General features: G+C 66.4%; 13 protein-coding genes and 2 tRNA genes. 8 read left to right on the forward strand and 7 right to left on the reverse strand.

Annotation, left to right across the window (positions count from 1 at the left end; genetic code table 11):
* Window positions 1-73 precede the first annotated feature (73 nt).
* The 5 genes from FHR04_RS08810 to FHR04_RS08830 are packed head-to-tail and all read left to right on the forward strand — an operon-like array spanning window position 74 to window position 6,640.
* Window positions 74-1,468 (forward strand): aldolase/citrate lyase/malate synthase family protein, encoded by a 1,395-nt coding sequence (locus FHR04_RS08810; protein ID WP_139402546.1) that lies wholly within the window; start codon window positions 74-76, stop codon window positions 1,466-1,468.
* A complete protein-coding gene (locus tag FHR04_RS08815) occupies window positions 1,465-2,724 on the forward strand; it encodes an allantoate amidohydrolase (RefSeq protein WP_139402548.1) in 1,260 nt (419 codons plus the stop codon). The genes FHR04_RS08810 and FHR04_RS08815 overlap by 4 nt, the downstream gene beginning before the upstream one ends.
* Entirely contained in the window at window positions 2,721-4,061 is a 1,341-nt protein-coding gene (locus FHR04_RS08820; protein ID WP_139402550.1) for an allantoinase, read from the forward strand. Before FHR04_RS08815 ends, FHR04_RS08820 begins: the two co-directional genes overlap by 4 nt.
* A 48-nt stretch (window positions 4,062-4,109) precedes the next feature.
* A complete protein-coding gene (allE, locus tag FHR04_RS08825) occupies window positions 4,110-4,874 on the forward strand; it encodes a (S)-ureidoglycine aminohydrolase (protein ID WP_139402552.1) in 765 nt (254 codons plus the stop codon).
* 41 nt (window positions 4,875-4,915) lie between these two features.
* Window positions 4,916-6,640: an NAD-dependent malic enzyme gene (locus FHR04_RS08830; protein ID WP_139402553.1), complete on the forward strand. Its 1,725-nt coding sequence runs from the start codon at window positions 4,916-4,918 to the stop codon at window positions 6,638-6,640.
* A gap of 88 nt (window positions 6,641-6,728) precedes the next feature.
* On the opposite strand, the gene FHR04_RS08835 is transcribed toward FHR04_RS08830, so the two are convergent.
* Complete coding sequence (locus FHR04_RS08835; protein WP_139402555.1) at window positions 6,729-9,341, reverse strand: YhgE/Pip domain-containing protein; 2,613 nt, start codon at window positions 9,339-9,341, stop codon at window positions 6,729-6,731.
* Window positions 9,342-9,452: 111 nt separating this feature from the next.
* Between FHR04_RS08835 and FHR04_RS08840 the strand changes: the two genes are divergently transcribed.
* Complete coding sequence (locus FHR04_RS08840) at window positions 9,453-10,034, forward strand: TetR/AcrR family transcriptional regulator (RefSeq protein WP_139402557.1); 582 nt, start codon at window positions 9,453-9,455, stop codon at window positions 10,032-10,034.
* 184 nt (window positions 10,035-10,218) lie between these two features.
* Here the strand turns inward: FHR04_RS08840 and FHR04_RS08845 are convergent, their stop codons facing one another.
* Window positions 10,219-11,595: an AAA family ATPase gene (locus FHR04_RS08845; protein WP_139402559.1), complete on the reverse strand. Its 1,377-nt coding sequence runs from the start codon at window positions 11,593-11,595 to the stop codon at window positions 10,219-10,221.
* Window positions 11,596-11,800: 205 nt separating this feature from the next.
* Complete coding sequence (locus FHR04_RS08850; RefSeq protein ID WP_039686082.1) at window positions 11,801-12,496, reverse strand: Crp/Fnr family transcriptional regulator; 696 nt, start codon at window positions 12,494-12,496, stop codon at window positions 11,801-11,803.
* 305 nt (window positions 12,497-12,801) lie between these two features.
* On the opposite strand from FHR04_RS08850, the gene FHR04_RS08855 reads away from it, so the two are divergent.
* Window positions 12,802-14,637, forward strand: coding sequence for an acyl-CoA dehydrogenase C-terminal domain-containing protein (locus FHR04_RS08855; RefSeq protein ID WP_139402561.1), 1,836 nt, complete (start codon window positions 12,802-12,804; stop codon window positions 14,635-14,637).
* A 316-nt stretch (window positions 14,638-14,953) separates the two neighbouring features.
* Here the strand turns inward: FHR04_RS08855 and FHR04_RS08860 are convergent, their stop codons facing one another.
* From FHR04_RS08860 to FHR04_RS08875, 4 genes are all read right to left on the reverse strand, one after another.
* A complete protein-coding gene (locus tag FHR04_RS08860) occupies window positions 14,954-15,373 on the reverse strand; it encodes a response regulator (protein WP_139402563.1) in 420 nt (139 codons plus the stop codon).
* 122 nt (window positions 15,374-15,495) lie between these two features.
* Window positions 15,496-15,678 carry a hypothetical protein gene (locus tag FHR04_RS08865; RefSeq protein ID WP_139402565.1) on the reverse strand — a complete coding sequence of 61 codons (183 nt, stop codon included), beginning with the start codon at window positions 15,676-15,678 and terminating at the stop codon, window positions 15,496-15,498.
* A 158-nt stretch (window positions 15,679-15,836) separates the two neighbouring features.
* Window positions 15,837-15,911, reverse strand: a tRNA-Val gene (locus FHR04_RS08870).
* 18 nt (window positions 15,912-15,929) lie between these two features.
* Window positions 15,930-16,003: transfer RNA gene (locus tag FHR04_RS08875), tRNA-Cys, on the reverse strand.
* 104 nt (window positions 16,004-16,107) lie between these two features.
* Here FHR04_RS08875 and FHR04_RS08880 point away from each other — a divergent pair.
* A complete protein-coding gene (locus FHR04_RS08880) occupies window positions 16,108-17,007 on the forward strand; it encodes a glycerophosphodiester phosphodiesterase family protein (RefSeq protein WP_249039048.1) in 900 nt (299 codons plus the stop codon).
* Window positions 17,008-17,016 lie beyond the last annotated feature (9 nt).

The raw sequence follows: 17,016 nt of genomic DNA on the forward strand, positions 1-17,016 counted from the left end.
CGTCCATGTCGGTGTGGACGCCTCTTTTTGCACACCGATAGATAGATGGCTAAGTAACTTCTGGAGGTTCACCATGAGTCCATCCCCACTTCAACTCAGGCCCGACGCGCAGACGCTGGTGGCTGAATTGCACCGCCAGCTCAGACCGCGCTGGGAGGTGCTGGACGACGCGACCCAGCCCGCGCCCGCCACGCCCCCGGACTATCAGGCCGCCGCGCTGCCCGACAACCTCAGGGGCCGCCGGGTGGAGCTGATCGTGGAAGCCTCCGACACCGACGCGCTCAGGGCGGCGCTGAACTCGGACGCGGACGCGCTGGTGCTGGATTTCGACGACACCTTTGCGCCCACGCGCGCCAATGTGGCAACGGCTTACGCGGCGGTGGAAACGGCGGCGAGCAGCGACAAGACCATCCTGGCCCGGCCCCGCGCGCTGTACGCGGTGGAGGAAAACTTAGATTTCGGTGGCCTCGCCATCGCCGCCCTGTGTGATCTGGGGGTGATTCTGGCCGCGCGGCCCGAACAGCCCATGCACCTCTACATTCCCAAGCTGGAAACGGTGGAGGAGGCGGGGCTGTGGGAGGACGCGCTGGCGCTGGCCGAAGACCATCTGGGCCTGGAGAAAAACGCCATCAAGGTCTGCGTGCAGATCGAGACCTACGCCGCGTGCCTGCACGCCGACGCGCTGCTGCACGCGCTGCGCGGGCGGGCCTTCGGGCTGAACGCCGGGCGCTGGGACTACGTGTTCAGCCTGACCAAGCGGGTGGGCACAGGCCGGGGGGCCATGCCGCCGCGCCATGACCTGACGATGGACGTGGACGCCATGCGCGCCTACGCCGAGGCGCTGGTACGCGTCTGCCAGACGCGCGGGGCGCAGGCCATCGGGGGCAGCGCCGCCGTCGCGCCGGACGCGGCCAACCCGCAGCCCGCGCTGGACGCCGTGCGCGCCGACAAACAGCGGGAAGCCGCGCAGGGCTTCGTGGCCGCCTGGGCCGGACTGCCGCTGCTGCTGGACGCCGTGCGGGGCGCGTTCGAGGGCGAAGCGTCGCAGCCGCTGCCCGCCGAGACCGCCGAGCGCACGCACGAGCGCCTGCTGGCCTTGCCCGCCCCTCGCCCTCTGCCCCTGAACGTCGTGCAGGACAGCATCGGCCTCGCGCTGGCGGTGTTCGAGGCATGGTACGACGGGCGCGGCGTGGTGGTTCGGGGCGGCAGGATTGAAGATACGGCCACCGCCGAACTGGCCCGCGCGCAGTTGTGGCAGTGGGTGGGGTGCAGGGCAGAGTTGGAAGGCGGCGACACGTTCACGGCTGACCGCTACCTCTCCGAACGCCGCGCCCTGGCCGCCGACAACACCCCGCAGGCCCGTCTCCTCGATCACCTCGTCCTCGCCCCCGTCTGCCCCGAATACTTTCCCCGCGCTGCCCAACTCTTGAATCAACAGCCGCTCCAGCCCCAGGAGGCCACCGTATGACCGCTGAATCCCGCCTTGCCCTGACCTCTGAAACCGTCCAGGCGCTGAGCCAGAAAATCATGGACGCCTGCGCCGCGCTGGCCTGCTACACGGAAGTGGAGGGCGAAACCAACCGTCCCTTCCTCTGCCCCACCACGCGCCAGGTGCATGAGTACCTGACGCGCTGGGCCGACGAGCTGGGCATGACCACCCATGAAGACGCCGCCGGAAACCTGCGCTCGCACCTGGCCGGGCCGACGCCCGACGCGCCGACGCTGTACCTCGGTTCCCACCTCGACACCGTGCCGAACGCGGGCGCGTACGACGGGATTCTGGGCGTGGTGATGGGCTACGCCATGCTGGAGGCGGTGCGGGGGCAGACGCTGCCCTACGCGGTGGAAGTGGTGGGCTTCTCGGAGGAGGAGGGTGTGCGCTACGGCGTGCCGTTTATCGGCAGTCGGGCGCTGGTGGGCACCGTGGACGACATGCTGGAACTGTGCGACGCGGCGGGCCAGAGCGTGCGCGACGCCATCACCGAGTACGGCCTGAACGTGGAGGACATCGGCGAGGCGCGCTACAAGGGCCGGGCGCTGGGTTACTTCGAGATTCACGCCGAGCAGGGGCCGGTGTTGCAGGACGCGGGCGCGTCGCTGGGCGTGGTGGAGGGCATCGCGGGCCAGAACCGCTTCATCCTGAATTTTGTGGGGCAGGCATCGCACGCCGGAACCACCCCCATGAACCTGCGCCGCGACGCGCTGGCCGCCGCCGCCCGCTTCGCCGTGGCCGCCGAGGACGTGGCCCGCGCCACCCCCGGCCTTGTCGCCACCGTGGGTGTGATGGGGGCGCTCCCCGGTGCCATGAACGTGATCCCCGGCGAGGCCCACTGCACCCTGGACATCCGCCACGCGAAGGATGAAGTCAGGCTGAAAGCGTTACAACACCTGCTGGACACCGCCCAGTCCGTTTCCCAGGAACGCGGCGTCACCGTGACCATCACGCCCAAGCTGGAGGAGCGGGCCACGCCGATGTCCGACTCTTTCAAGGCGCTGCTGCACCGCGCTGCCGAGGCCGAAGGGCTGCCCCACCCCGAACTGGTCAGCGGCGCGGGCCACGACGCCATGATCATGGCCGCGCACATGCCCTCGGCCATGCTGTTCGTGCGCTCGCCCAACGCGCTTAGCCACCACCCCGACGAGCTGGTGCTGGTGGAGGACGTGGCCGACGCCCTGCGCCTGAGCGTGCGCTTCCTGCACCTGCTGGCGGAAGAGAACGCATGACCTTTGATCTGATCATTCGCGGTGGCACCCTGGTCACGCCGAAGGGAGAGCGCCGCGCAGACCTGGGCATCAGCGCCGGCCAGATCGCGGAAGTCTCGGAAGAGATCACGGCAGGCGGCAAGGAGTTGAACGCCTCCGGCCTGCACGTCTTCCCCGGCGTGGTGGACGCGCACGTTCACTTCAACGAGCCGGGCCGCACCCACTGGGAAGGCTTCGAGACCGGTTCACGGGCGTTGGCGGCAGGTGGCGGTACGGCCTTTCTGGACATGCCCCTCAACTCCTCGCCCCCGGTGCTGGGCCGCGCCGAGTTTGAGGCCAAGCGCGAAATAGGCGAGCAGAAGTCGCTGGTGGATTTCGGGCTGTGGGGCGGGCTGACCCCCCTCAATCTGGATCGTCTGGACGAACTGGCCGAGGCCGGGGTGATCGCCTTCAAAGCCTTCATGAGCCACAGCGGGCTGGAGGAATTTCCGGCGGCGGATGACCTGACGCTGCTGGAGGGGATGCGGACGGCCAGGAAACACGGCCTGCTTGTTGGCACCCACGCCGAGAGCAACGAGCTGACGCGCGGCCTGACCGAACAGGTGCGGGCGGGAGGCCACAAGGGCGTGCGCGATTACCTGGACAGCCGCCCGGTGCTGGCCGAACTGGAAGCCGTGACCCGCGCCCTGCTGTTCGCCGAGGAAACCGGGGCAGCGCTGCACCTCGTCCACATGAGCAGCGGGCGGGCGGTGGCGCTGGCCTTCGAGGCCAAAACGCGCGGCGTGGACGTGACCATCGAAACCTGCCCCCATTACCTCCACTTCACCGACGAGGACGTGGAGCGCGTGGGCGCGGCCCTGAAATGCGCGCCGCCGCTGCGTTCACGGGACGTGCAGGACAACTTGTGGCAGGAATTGCTGGCCGGACACATCGACATCGTGGGTTCGGATCACTCGCCCGCACCACCGGACATGAAGACCAGCGACGACTTTTTCGCGCTGTGGGGCGGCATCAGCGGGGCGCAGAGTACGCTGAACGTGCTGCTGACCGACGGGTACGGCCAGCGCAAGCTGCCGCTGGAAGCCGTCGCCGCCCTGAGCGCCCTGAACCCCGCCCGCCGCTTTGGCCTGCCGAACAAGGGCCGCCTGGACGTGGGGGCCGACGCCGATCTGGCCCTGGTGCGCCTGGACGAAACCTTCACCCTGACCGAACTGCATGACCGCTGGAGGCAGAACCCCTTCGGCGGCCAGGATTACCGGGGCCGCGTCACACACACGCTGTCGCGGGGGCGAGTGGTCTATGCGGACGGCAAGTTTGACGACGGCGTGCGGGGGCGGTTGCTGCGGCCTGGGGCGTAACGCAGTGCCCCCTCTTTTCAAGACTTGCCCCCCATTCAAAGGAGCCACATGAAACACCTCGGAGCCACGCGCAGCGCGCTGGAAAACGCCCACGCCGTCATCACCCCCGAAACCTTCGTCCGTACCGCCCTGGCCGAGTGGCCGGGCAGCCAGATCGTGCTGCACATCGCGCCCGTCATCGGTACCCGCGCCCGCTTCGTGCAGTTCACGGCGGAGATGCCCGCCGGGGCCAGCGCCAAAGAGTCCGCGCACGGCTACCAGCGCTTCGCCTTCGTGCAAAGCGGTGAGGTGGAGGCTGATGTGGACGGCGAGAAGCGCACGCTGAAGGAATACGACTACGTGTACGTTCCGGCAGGCGTGACGCACACCCTGACCGCCAGCACCGACGCCCGCGTTTCCGTGTTCGAGAAGCCCTACGAGGCGGTGGACGGCGTCAAGGCGCCCGGCGTGTCCTGGGGCAACGAGCGCGAGAATCCCGGCTACGCCTTCGAGGGCGACGACCACCTGATCGCCCGCAAGCTGCTGCCCGACGAACCAGCCTTCGACTTCATGGTCAGCACCATGAGCTTCGCGCCAGGGGCCAGCCTGCCGTACACCGAGGTGCATTACATGGAACACGGCCTGCTGATGCTGGAAGGCGAGGGCCTGTACAAGCTCCAGCAGACGTACTACCCGGTCACGAAGGGCGACGTGATCTGGATGGGCGCGCACTGCCCGCAGTGGTACGGCGCGCTGGGCCGCGAGTGGAGCAAATACCTGCTGTACAAGGACATGAACCGGCATCCGCTGGCAATGCTGGGCTGCGGCCTCTGAACCCACCACATCCCTTCGCCCATTCTCCAGAGGAGCCTCGCATGTCCCAGACCACCCAACCCCTGACCGATCACTACGACGTCAAGCGCGACTCAGACGGCCACCGCTACCTGCACCCGCTGGTGACCGGCTTCAACCTGACCCGCATTCCGCTGCTGAACAAGGGCACGGCCTTCACGGAGGACGAGCGCCAGAAGCTGAATCTCGACGGCCTGCTGGCCCCGCAGATCGACACGCTGGACGTGCTGGCCGAGCGCCTGTACGCCGATTACGTCAAGATTGAGGACACGCTGGAACGCCACGTCTTTCTGCGTGGCCTGCAAGACCGCAACGAGGTGCTGTTCTACGCGCTGCTGGCCGCGCATGTGGAAGAAATGCTGCCCATCGTCTACACGCCCACCGTGGGTCTGGCGGTGCAGAAATTCAGCCAGATTTACCGTTACGCGCGTGGCCTGACCCTCAGCACCAATAACATTGACCGGGCCAAACAGGCGCTGTCGAACGTGCCGCTGAACGACGTGCGGATCATCGTCGCCACCGACAGCAGCGCGATTCTGGGCATCGGGGATCAGGGCTTTGGCGGCATGGCGATCAGCATCGGTAAGCTGTCCCTGTACACCGTGGCGGGCGGCGTCGGCCCTGACAAGACGCTGCCGGTGGAGCTGGATGTGGGCACGGGCCGCGCGGATTTGCGCGACGATCCCTCCTACCTGGGCGTCAAGCATGACCGCCTGAAGGGCGAGGAGTACCTGCGCTTCGTGGACCGGTTTGTGGAGGCCACCCTGGAGCGCTTTCCCAAGGCCATCATCCAGTGGGAGGACTTCTCCAAGGACACCGCCTTCATGGTGCTGGAACGCTATCGCCGGGTGGTGCCGAGCTTCAACGACGACATCCAGGGCACTGGGGCGGTGGTGCTGGCCGGGGTGCTGAATGCCTGCCGCCTCAAGGGCGAGACGCTGGCCGAGCAGCGCGTGGTGGTCAGCGGCGCGGGCGCGGGCGGGGCTGGCGTCGCCGCCGCCATCCGCGAGGGCATGCGGCGCGAGGGGCTGAGTCCCGAGGACATCGCGGGGCGCGTCTTCGTGCTGGACTCGCGCGGCCTGCTGACCGATGACCGCGCCATGGAAGATTACAAGAAGTCGCTGGCGACGCCCAAGGTGTTGACCGAGGGCTGGGCCGGCACTGGCCTGTTGGACGTGATTCGCGAGGGCAAGGCCACCGTGCTGCTGGGCCTGTCCGGCGTGCCCGACACCTTCGACGAGGAAGTGGTGAAGGCCGCGATGGCGAACACGCCGCGCCCCCTGGTCTTCCCGCTGTCCAACCCCACCGCCAACTGCGAGGCGCTGCCCGAAGACGTGCTGCGCTGGAGTGGTGGCGCGGCCCTCGTCGCCACTGGCAGCCCCTTTGACCCCGTTGAACTGAACGGTGAGACTTATCCCATCGGACAGGGCAACAACGCGTTTATCTTTCCGGGGTTGGGCTTCGGCGCGATCCTGGCCCGCGTGCGCGAGATCACCGACGAGATGGTCACCGAGTCCGCCTACGCGCTGGCCGCCTACACCCAGCGGCTGCACCCGGGCCGCACCTTCCCGCCCGTCTCGGAACTGGCCGACGCCAGCCTGGAAGTCGCCGTGGCCGTGATCAAGCAGGCGCTGAAGGACGGCGTCGCCACCGAGTTCAGCATCCGTGGCCTGAACGACGACGAGCTGCTGGACGTGGTCAAGGCCAAGTTCTGGCAGCCCAAGTACCTGCCGTTCAGGGTGGAATAAGCGGGATGAAAAAGAGGAAAGGCGCATCCAGGAAACAATGGACGCGCCTTTCTTATGTCTGGGAGAACGCGGCAGGAGGGAGCGGGCCTTACCCCCGCGCCAGCTCCTCCCGCTCGTGATGCACTTCCTCCGACACCAGGGGCGAGGTGATCAGCGGTTTGAAGTCCTCGTCGGCCACCACCTCCCAGCGGCGGCGGCCCAGCAGGCCCGCGCCGACGCTCAGGACGGCGATGCCCAGCAGCACCAGCATGAAGGTGACGTAACTGCCCTGGAACGCGCCGCTCAGGGCGTGGCGGAAGGCGTTGACGCTCTGCGTGACCGGCACGAAGTTGTGGATGGCCCCGAAAAAGGGCGGCGAGAGTTCCACCGGGTAGCTGCCCCCCGACGCCGCGAGTTGCAGCACCAGCAGCACCAGGGCGATCAGCCGCCCCGCCGCGCCGAACAGGAAGATCAGCGCCAGCACCAGCGTCAAGAAGGTCAGGCTGGAGGCCAGCGCCGTGGCGATCACCTGCGCCGGGTGCAGGAACTCCACCCCCAGCGCGTGCACGCCCCAGACCACCAGCAGCGCCTGCACGCAGACCAGCGCAGCGGGAACAGCGGCCTTGCGCAGCATCCGCGCGAACTGCGAGGTGCCGCGTCCACTGCGGGGCAACTGGCTGTACGGAAAGATGAAGGTGGTCAGCGTGACGCCCACCCACAGGCTCAGGGCCATGAAATACGGCGCGAATCCGGCCCCGTTGTTCTTGACCGGGGCGAACTTCTCGGTCACGGGCAGCACGCTGGCGCTGAGGCCCGCCGGATCACCGCCCAGGCCCTCGGTGTCGGCGGGAATCTTGCTGTAGAGGGTGTCCAATCCGTCGCGCAGCTTGACAGCCCCGGCGTCCAGATCCGTCGCCCCGGTCTGGAGTTTGGTGGCCCCACGGCTCAGGGTGTTCAGGCCATTCCTCAGCTCGCCGGATTTCTGGGCCAGGGTGGACGCACCATTTTCCAGGTTGTTCAGATCGCCCTGCGCGGGCAATTGCGCGGTGATCTGCCCCAGCGCGTCCTTGATCTTGAGGTTGCCGTCAACAAGGGTATTCACGCCACCTTGCAGAGAGGTAGCCCCCGCACTCAGCTCAGCCGCCCCCTTTGCCGCCTCATTGGATTTCTGGGCCAGTGTCGCCGCCCCGCTCTGAAGTTGCGCCGTGCCCGTCGTGAGCTGCACGGCCCCGGCGCTGAGCTGCCGCGCGCCTTTCACAGCAGCGGCGGAGGCAGCGGAGGCATCCTTCAACCCCGTGGCAAGAGAGGCGGCCCCGCTTTGCACTTTGGCCGTCCCCGCTGCCAGATCGTTCGCCCCCGTCGCCAGCTGTCCGGCACTGACGGCCGCTTTCTGCGCCCCGTCGGCCAGTTTGGGCAGCGCGTTGCTCAGGCTGTTGCTGCCCGCGTGAACCCCCGTGGCCCCGCTGTTGATCTGCGCGATACCGCCCTTGAGTTCGCCGGGCAACAGCGCCTGATCCTTCACCGACTCATTCAGGGTCTTGGTGCCGGTGGCGAGTTCGGCGGCGCCCTGGTTCAGCTTGTTGGCCCCATCTGTGGCCTGCTGGAGGCCGCCCGACAACTCCTTGAGGCCACCCGCAAGCTGCTTATTCCCGGCCGCCACTTTCCCGGCCCCGGCGTTGGCCGCTTTTGCCCCAGTCGAGAGCTGATCCGCCCCGTCTGAAAGCTGGCCCAACCCAGTCTGAAGCTGAGGAAGTTTGGAAGCCAATTCTTTGCTTCCGCCCGCCAGTTGCGCCGCGCCGGCATTCGCACTTTTCGCCCCGGCCGACAGCGCTGAGGCTCCGTCCGAGAGTTGAGTCAGTCCGGCCGACAACTGCGCCGTCCCGCTCTGAAGCTGTCCCACGCCAGTCTGGAGTGGTGCGAGCTGGGCCTGGCCGGGCGCGGCCGCCTCCAACTGGCGCAGACCGCTGGAGAGTTGGGCGCTGCCGTCCGTGAGTCTGCCGACGCCGGAAGACAGCGATTTCGCACCTTCTGTGAGCTGTGCGCCGCCATTCGCCGCAGCTTTCGCGCCAGTGGCCAGCTCAGTCGCACCATCCTTGAGCGCTTTCGTGCCGTCCTCCAGGGTTGCCGCGCCGTCGCGCAGTTTCCCTGTCGCCGTGCGAATGTCGGCGAAGCCCTTCTGCACGTCTTTCAGCGAGTCGCCCACCACCTCCCAGCGGTTCTCGCCCAGCGTGCGGTTCAATTCGTCGCTCAGGGTGTCCGCGAAGGTGGACGCCACGCGGCTGGCGAAGTAGCTGCCACCCTCCGAGACGTAGAACTTCAGCAGGCCGTGGCTGGAGCTGTCCCCCTCCACCGCCTTCGCACTGAAATCGCGGGGCAGGGTCAGCGAGAAGTAGGCGTCGCCGCGTCGCACGGCCTCCTGGGCGGCGGCCTCGCTGGGGTAGCTCAGGTAGTTGAATTTGGGATCGGCGCGCAGATCGTCCACGACTTCCGCGCCCAGCCGCACGGTCTCGCCCCGGCTCTGCGTGCCCTTGTCCAGATTGACCAGCGCCACCGGCAAGTTCTTCAGGTTGCCGTAGGGATCGATGGCGCTGCCCAGGTAGATGCCCGCGTACAGCAGCGGCACCACCGCGATGGCAGCGGCGGACAGCCACATCATGGGGTGACGCCACAGGCTGCGCTCGGCGGGGGTCAGGATTTTGAAGTCTTGGATCAGTCTGGACATGGCGGCTCCTTGAAACGGGAGAGCCGCAGCCCTCCCCGAATGGCTCCACTATCCTCCTCTGTTGACAATTCGTCAAGTGACAGAGTGTCATAAACGTGTTAGGCTGATCTCATGACGGCCTCTTCCCTGCCCCCCCGCCGCCTGAGTGCGGAAAACCGCCGTGAACAGATTCTGGAGATGGCGGCGGCACTGTTCATCGATAGGGGGTTCGAGGCGGTGGGCATGAACGACATCGCCCGCGAGTTGCAGACCTCGCGGCCCACGGTGTACACCTATTTCACGTCCACCGAGGACATGTTGCGCGCCCTGCTGCGGGAACGCCTGCCGGCCATGTGGGAGCAGTTGCGGCCCATCCTGCCCACCTCCGGCGAATTCCAGGCCGACACGTTCAGCGCGCTGTTCCTGGCGCTGCTGCACGAGCGCGAGTTGCTGCTGCTGCTGCACAGCGGCGGCGGCCCGATCTTCCGCGAGCAACGCGGGCACTTTCTACAACAACTGGGCGAGTGGATCGAACCATACCGGCGAGCGGAGTCCAGGCAGCCCCAGGTTCTGCACCTGATCACGCTGCTGCTGGAAGCGGCGGCGGTGGAGGCCGTGCGGGCCGTGCGAGACGACGCGGAGCTGGCGGCGCAGGCACGGACGATAGGCCAGTTCATCGCGGCAGGCGTGGCGGTCACGGGCAAAGAGGGCTGATCCCCGCAAAGCACCACGCCAGCCCTTTGCGTGTGGGCAGACGGGCGCAAAGCCCGCGTTTTAGAGCAATTGTCAAAAGTGCTGTGTGCTTTTGACCGAACGGAGTGAGTGAATTTTGCTGAGCATTTGGGAGAATGGAGGCATCAGAAGTCTTTTTTCTGATGCAGCAATTCGGACAAATGCTCTAACCTGTCAGCAGGCGCAGTCTGGTTGGGCAGCACCCCGCGGCGACGGTTGGATCGGTCTCGCCCACCAGTTCGGCCCAGTCCCGGCGCACCCGCACCTCATCGGTGCGGCGTTCCAGCAGGTATTCCTGCACGCGGGCCATGCTCAGCACGCCCCCGGGCACGTGGGCGGCCAGTTGCTCGGCTTCCGTCACCGTCCAGTGCGGCCAGAACCGGCGCAGCATCCCGGCCACCTGGGCCTGCGTGGCGTTGCCGATCAGCACATGCCGGTCCGCGCGGCCCGGGCGGATCAGGGCGGCGTCCAGCCCTGCCAGATCGTTGGTGGTCATGAAGGTCACCCGGCCCCCCTCGCCTGCCGCGACCCCGTCCAGGGCGTTCAACAGGCCGTTGAAGGACAGCTTCACGCTGGGCGTTCTCGGTTCGCGGCCCAGAAACACGGCGTCGATGTCTTCCAGCAGCAGCAGGGCGCGGCGCGGCAGTTCGCCCAGCAGGGCGGTCAGGCGGTCATCGCTCAGGTCCGGCGTGGCCAGGTTCAGCACACACACGTTCAGCCCGGAGGCCCCCGCCAGCGCCGAGACCAGGCTGCTCTTGCCGTTGCCGGGCGGCCCGTGCAGCAGGTAGCCGCGGCGGTACGGAATGCCCAGGTCCGCGTACCACTCGCGGTCCTCGAAGAAACTGCCGAGGTCGGCGTGCAGGTTCTCCAGCAGGCCATCAGCGTAGATCAGGCTGCCCAGCGGACGGGCGGCCCGGCGTTCCACCAGTTTCCAGCCCTGGTACTCGGGCACGTAGATTTCGACGCGCCCGTCACTGCGGCCTGCCGTCAGGTCGTAGGCCTCGCGCAGCAGCTCGGCAATCACCGGACGCGCCCCGGACAGCATCCGGAAGGTCAAGCTATGGGTGAAGCCCAGGCCCTGGTGGTTCTGCCCCTGCCGCTCGGTGCGCTGCGGGTACGCCAGCATCCAGTGGCCCCGGAAGCGCAGCAGCGCCGCGCCGCTCAGCGGAACGAGGCGGGCGGTGATCTCGTCGCCGTCGCGGTCCGTGCCGATGGTGACGTTATGACCGCCCATCTGCTCATTGAAGCGCGTGATCACGCCCAGATGCCGCAGATGACGGCCCACCGGTTGCGCCGCCAGCCACGCGGCCAGCCACGGAAAGGCCGGATCGTCGCCCTGAATGTCCAGCGTGACGGTCCACCGGCGCTCCAGCTGCGAGAGCAGTTGCCCCGGCAGCGCACGGGCGGACATGGCCGCCGCGCTCAGCAGGCCGATCAGCAGGCCACCCTGCGCCAGTTCATTGGTCGCCAGCGTGTGCCGTGCCGTCTCGATCAGCTCGGTCCAGACGGTGTGAAGAAGGTTGGAAAGGTCAGTGAGGTTCATGGTCAGGTCCAGGGAAAGAGGCGCAGCAGTGTGCTTCTGTCTTCACCATGACCCTAGCCGTGATCCTGCCGCTCCCGCCTGTGCCGAATGGCTGAGGCGGGCCTGCGCGTGTGGGCTTAGCTGTGGCCTCCCCCGACGCCGGTCCAGCGCCCCAAACAGCACAAAAAAACCTCTCCACGGTGGAGAGGCCTGGGAACGCAGAAGGTCAGTTGCCCTGTTCGATGTACGCCTTGAGCGCCTCCATGCGGACAATGATCGGGGTGCGGGCGCGCACGATGGCGCCGTCCTGCTTGAGCTTGCCCAGCGAGTGGCTGACCGTCTCGCGGGTGGCCCCCACCATCCGGGCGATGTCTTCCTGGTTCAACTTCAGGTTCAGCTCGACGCCCTGGCTGTGCGGCCGGCCGAATTCGCGGGCCAGACGGTACAGCAGGCTGGCGACGCGCTCAGGGGCGCTGTAGGCGCTGACGGTGGCGCTCCACGACTGCGCCTCGAACAGCCGGGCGGCCATCAGGCGAATCAGCTTCATCGCCAGATCGGGCTTGCTGTTCAGCAGGGACTGCAACTCGCTGCGCGGCAGCACGATCAGGGTGGTGCGCTCCAGCGCCTCGGCCTGGGTGGGGCGGCGTTCCTCGGGTTGCAGCAGCAGTTCGCCGAAGGTGTCGTGCTGCCCGATCACGCCCAGGATCGCCTCCTTGCCGTTGGGAAACAGCTTGCTGATCTTGACCAGCCCGCTCTTGACGAAGTACAGCGCGTCGGCCGGATCGTCCATGCGGTAGACCACCTCGCCCGGCCCGTACTGCCGGTACGGCGTCGTGGCCGCCACCTTCTCCAACTCGGCAAGTTCAAGGTCGGCAAACAGCTCGGTGCGTTTGAGGTGCCAGACCAGGCTCGGATAATTCATGATCTCCAGCAGGATACTCGAATCGGACGGTGTGAGGGGCAGATGTACCTTCAGCCGCCACAAGGCCGAAGATTAAGACAAGACAGGCCCAGGGTCATTTTCGTGAGCGGTCCTGGTCATCTGAAAGGGGTCCGAGGCCAACCACCCCGAGCTTTACCCCAGCCCTCAAGAAAAGGGGCCATTGATAAAGACTGGCCCACCGGATCCGCGTGACTTTCGGCGCCAAAAGTTTTATACTCGGTCTAAACTACAGTGCCGGGTATCGTGCCAACAGGGGCATGGGTCCTGCACCACAAGGAGTCTGCATGCCGACCTACAAAGCACCGCTGCGCGACATCAAGTTTCTGATCAACGAACTGCTGGACGCTCCCGCCGAACTGGCGAAGATGCCGTACTACGCCGAGAACGAGACCGCCGACGCCGCCCTGATGGAACAGGTGCTGGACGAGGCCGCCCGCTTCGTGGAAGGCGAACTGGTGCCGCTGAACGTGGTGGGCGATCAGCAGGGCTGTGTGCGCCACGACGACGGGGAGGTGACCACTCCGGACGGCTTCAAGGCCGCCTACGACAAGTACCGCAAGGCCGGCTGGACCGCGCTGGACGCCGATCCGAACTACGGCGGCCAGGGCATGCCCCATCTGGTGAGCAACGTGCTGGTGGAATTGCTGAACAGCGCCAACGTGGCCTGGAGCATGTACCCCGGCCTGAGCCACGGCGCGTACTCGGCCCTGCACGCGGTGGGCAGCGACGAGCTGAAAGACCTGTACCTGCCCAAGATCGTCTCCGGCGAGTGGACCGGGACCATGTGCCTGACCGAGCCACACGCGGGCACCGACCTGGGCATCATCCGCACCAAAGCCACAGACAACGGCGACGGCACCTACGCCATCAGCGGCACCAAGATCTTCATCAGCGCGGGCGAACACGACATGGCCGAGAACATCGTGCATCTGGTGCTGGCGCGTCTGGAAGGCAGCCCCGAGGGAACCAAGGGCATCAGCCTGTTTCTGGTGCCCAAGTACCTGCCCACCGCCGACGGCGGGGTGGGCGAGCGCAACGGCGTGGTCTGCGGCAGCCTGGAACACAAGATGGGCATCAACGGCAACGCCACTGCCCTGCTGAACTTCGACGGCGCCACCGGCTTCCTGGTCGGCGAGATCAACAAGGGCATGAACCACATGTTCATCATGATGAACGCCGCCCGCCTGGGCACCGGTTTGCAGGGCCTGGGTCTGGGCGAGGTGGCGTACCAGAACGCGCTGACCTACGCCAAGGACCGCCTGCAGATGCGCCACACCCCGCGCGTCAACCCCAGTGAGAGTGCCGATCCCATCATCGTCCACCCCGACGTGCGCCGCATGCTGCTGACCGGCAAGGCCTACACCGAAGCGGGCCGCGCCATGGCGATGTGGCTGGCCCTGAGCATCGACACCGAGCACCACCACCCCGACGAGGCCGCCCGCAAGGAAGCCGGCGATCTGGTGGCGCTGCTGACGCCGATTGCCAAGGCCTTCATGACCGACAACGGCTTCAACATCGCCGTGCAGAGCCAGCAGGTGTTCGGCGGCCACGGTTACATCCGCGAGTGGGGCATGGAGCAGTTCGTGCGCGACGCCCGCATCGGGCAGATCTACGAGGGCACCAACGGCATTCAGGCGCTGGACCTGCTGGGCCGCAAGGTGCTGATGGACGGCGGCAAGAAGCTGCAGAAACTGGCCGGCATCCTGCAGGAATTCGTGGACGCCCACGAGGACGACGAGCACATCGGCGAGTACGTTACGGCGCTGGGCAAGGCCTCGCAGCAACTGGGCAGCATCACCATGGTGGTGGGCCAGAAAGCCATGAGTGGCCCCGAGGGTGCCGACGAGGTCAATGCCGCCGCCGTGGACTACCTGCGCTTCTTCGGCCACGTCGTGTACGGCTACCTGTGGGCCCGCATGGCGAAGATCGCCCAGGACAAGATCGACGCCGGACAGGACAAGGACGGCTTCTACCTGGGCAAGGTGCAGACCGCACGCTTCTACTTCACCAAGCTGTTCCCCGAGATCAAGGCGCTGGCCGCCACCATCAAGGCGGGCAACGAGCCGCTGGCCGTGGACGACCGTCTGTTCGGCCTGGAACGCGCACTCGTTACCGCCTGAGCTTTTAATATTCAGCGAACGGCGCTCACTCCTGCGGGGGTGGGCGCTGTGCTGTATTCGGCGGGACCGGCGCTAAATCTGGGAGGCCACACGGACTCCGATTGAAAGGTGTTAAAAACACCTGGAAATCCGAGCGTAGCGAGCAGGAGAAAAACGGGTTCCGGACGTGGAGTGTAGACATCGGCGCTGTCCCGATTTCTACCGCGTTACAAACGGAATTCGTATCAGAAGGGGCAGCCCCCCTGCCAGTGCACATCCTCGCTTGGACACAGAGGCCACCGTAGAGAAGTGTATCCATCAGGCCCACCTGACCGGGTTAGCCGCCGTGGTTAACGGTTCGGCTGGCCTGCCAGTAGTGCAGGACCTTCTCCAGCTGTTCCAGAAAACCAGCGAAGCTCGACGACTTCACCAGATAGGAGCTGGCATGCAGGGTATAGGCCTCGCTCACGTCCTGCTGGGCGCTGGAGGTGGACAGGATCACCACCGGAATATGCACCAGCCGCGGAGCTTTCTTCATCTCGCGCAGCAGTTCGAATCCGCTCATTCCTGGCATGTTCAGGTCCAGCAGCACCACGTCGGGCTGGAACTCGGGGCTGTGCAGCAGTGCCAGCGCCTCGCGGCCACTGCCCACGCAGGTCAGCACGCACTCCGGACACAGATGATCGAACGCTTCCTGAGCGAGCAACTGATCCTGCAGACTGTCATCCACGAGGAGGTAATGAAAGGGGAGCGGCATTCCCCGGATCATAGAGCCTCCGGGGCCTGGGCCGGATGTGTGAGGGCGCCTCAAAGAAATGGGCGGACCACCCACTCAGGGTGCCACCTCAGTCAGTGAATCAGGACACCAACAGCAGCCGATCAGCCGATGCGTGACACCTTGTGGCCCACGGGCATGGTCGCTGAGCGGTCACGAGTGGGCGTGCTGGCGAAATTGCGGGTCTGCATCCGGGCCACCGGAACGAGCCGCCTCGTGGGCCGTGGGGCCAGCAGCAGCGCAATGGCCGCAACGCCGAACAGCACGATCAGAAGGAGACTCACCATACGCAGCAGTATGTCAGTGCGGCCCGGCGCTGCCCATTACGAATCGCTTCATTGGCGGCTGAGATCCTGCTCATTTCGCGGGCCTTTATGAGGTGCCCCCTGAGCCCCGGTCCACGGCAGCCAAGGAAAAACCCCCGCCTGAGCGGAGGTTTCCGGTGTGGTAGACCCGAGCAGATTTGAACTGCTGACCCCTACAGTGTCAATGTAGTGCTCTACCCCTGAGCTACGGATCTGAAAAAGGGTGGGAATATTGGAGGCGCTGACCGGATTCGAACCGGTGGTGGAGGTTTTGCAAACCTCTGCCTTACCACTTGGCTACAGCGCCGAACTGCAAGCCGCCTTCTGGCAGGGCTTTCCTCTCCAGCGCAAAGAATACTAGCACGCCCCCGCAGACCTGTAAACCGGTGGGCATCCGGCTAAACTGACTGTATGAAAAAGCGGGGTTGGGCAGAGATGGGCTTGCTGGCTGTGGGGCTGCTGGGCCTGCTGGGGGCGTGTGGTGGCCGTCCGTCCGGGACGGAGGAGCCCAATCCTCTGATCACCGGGCGCGTGTGGAACGTGGCCCACCAGGGCGGTGAATTGCGGTGGCCCAGCAACACCATGCTGGCCTTTCGCAACGCGGCGGCGCTGGGCGTGAATATGCTGGACACCGACATGCACGCCACCAAAGACGGCGTACTGGTGCTGTCGCACGACGACACGCTAAACCGCCTGACCGACACGCAGGGCCGGATCGAGGACATGACGCTTGAGCAGGTGCAGGCGGCCGACGCGGGCTCTACCCTCTCGCTCGACGGCGGCCAGACCTTTCCCTTCCGGGGCCAGGGGGTGCGCGTCGCCACGCTGGCGGAACTGCTGGGCGCGTTCCCCGACATGCCGCTGTCCATTGAGATCAAGCAGGTCAGTCCCAGCCTAGGCGTGCCTTTCTGTCAGGCGCTGCGGGACGCGGGGGCCACGGCGCGCGTGGTGGTGTCCAGCTTCAGCGATGTGGCGATGCAGGATTTCCGCGCCGCCTGCCCCGAAGTCCTAACCAGCATGACCGAGAAGGAACTGCGCCCGCTGGTGTTGCTGAGCAAGGTGGGGTTGGCTGGACTCGCGCCGCTGCCCGGTCGGTCGGCCCAGGTGCCGCTGACGGGCGGCGGCATCACGGTGGTGACGCCCTCTTTCTTGAAGGCCATGCACCGCCGGGGCGTGTCGGTGCAGGTCTGGACGATCAACGACGAGGCCACCATGCGCCGCCTGATCCGCATGGGCGTGGACGGCATCCTGACCGACGATCCAGTTTTGCTCAAGCGGGTGCTGGAAGAGGAAGGGCAGGCGCAGAGGTAGCCGCGCCCG

The organism is Deinococcus radiopugnans ATCC 19172, assembly GCF_006335125.1.
In the GTDB taxonomy this organism is placed as follows: Bacteria; Deinococcota; Deinococci; order Deinococcales; family Deinococcaceae; genus Deinococcus; species Deinococcus radiopugnans.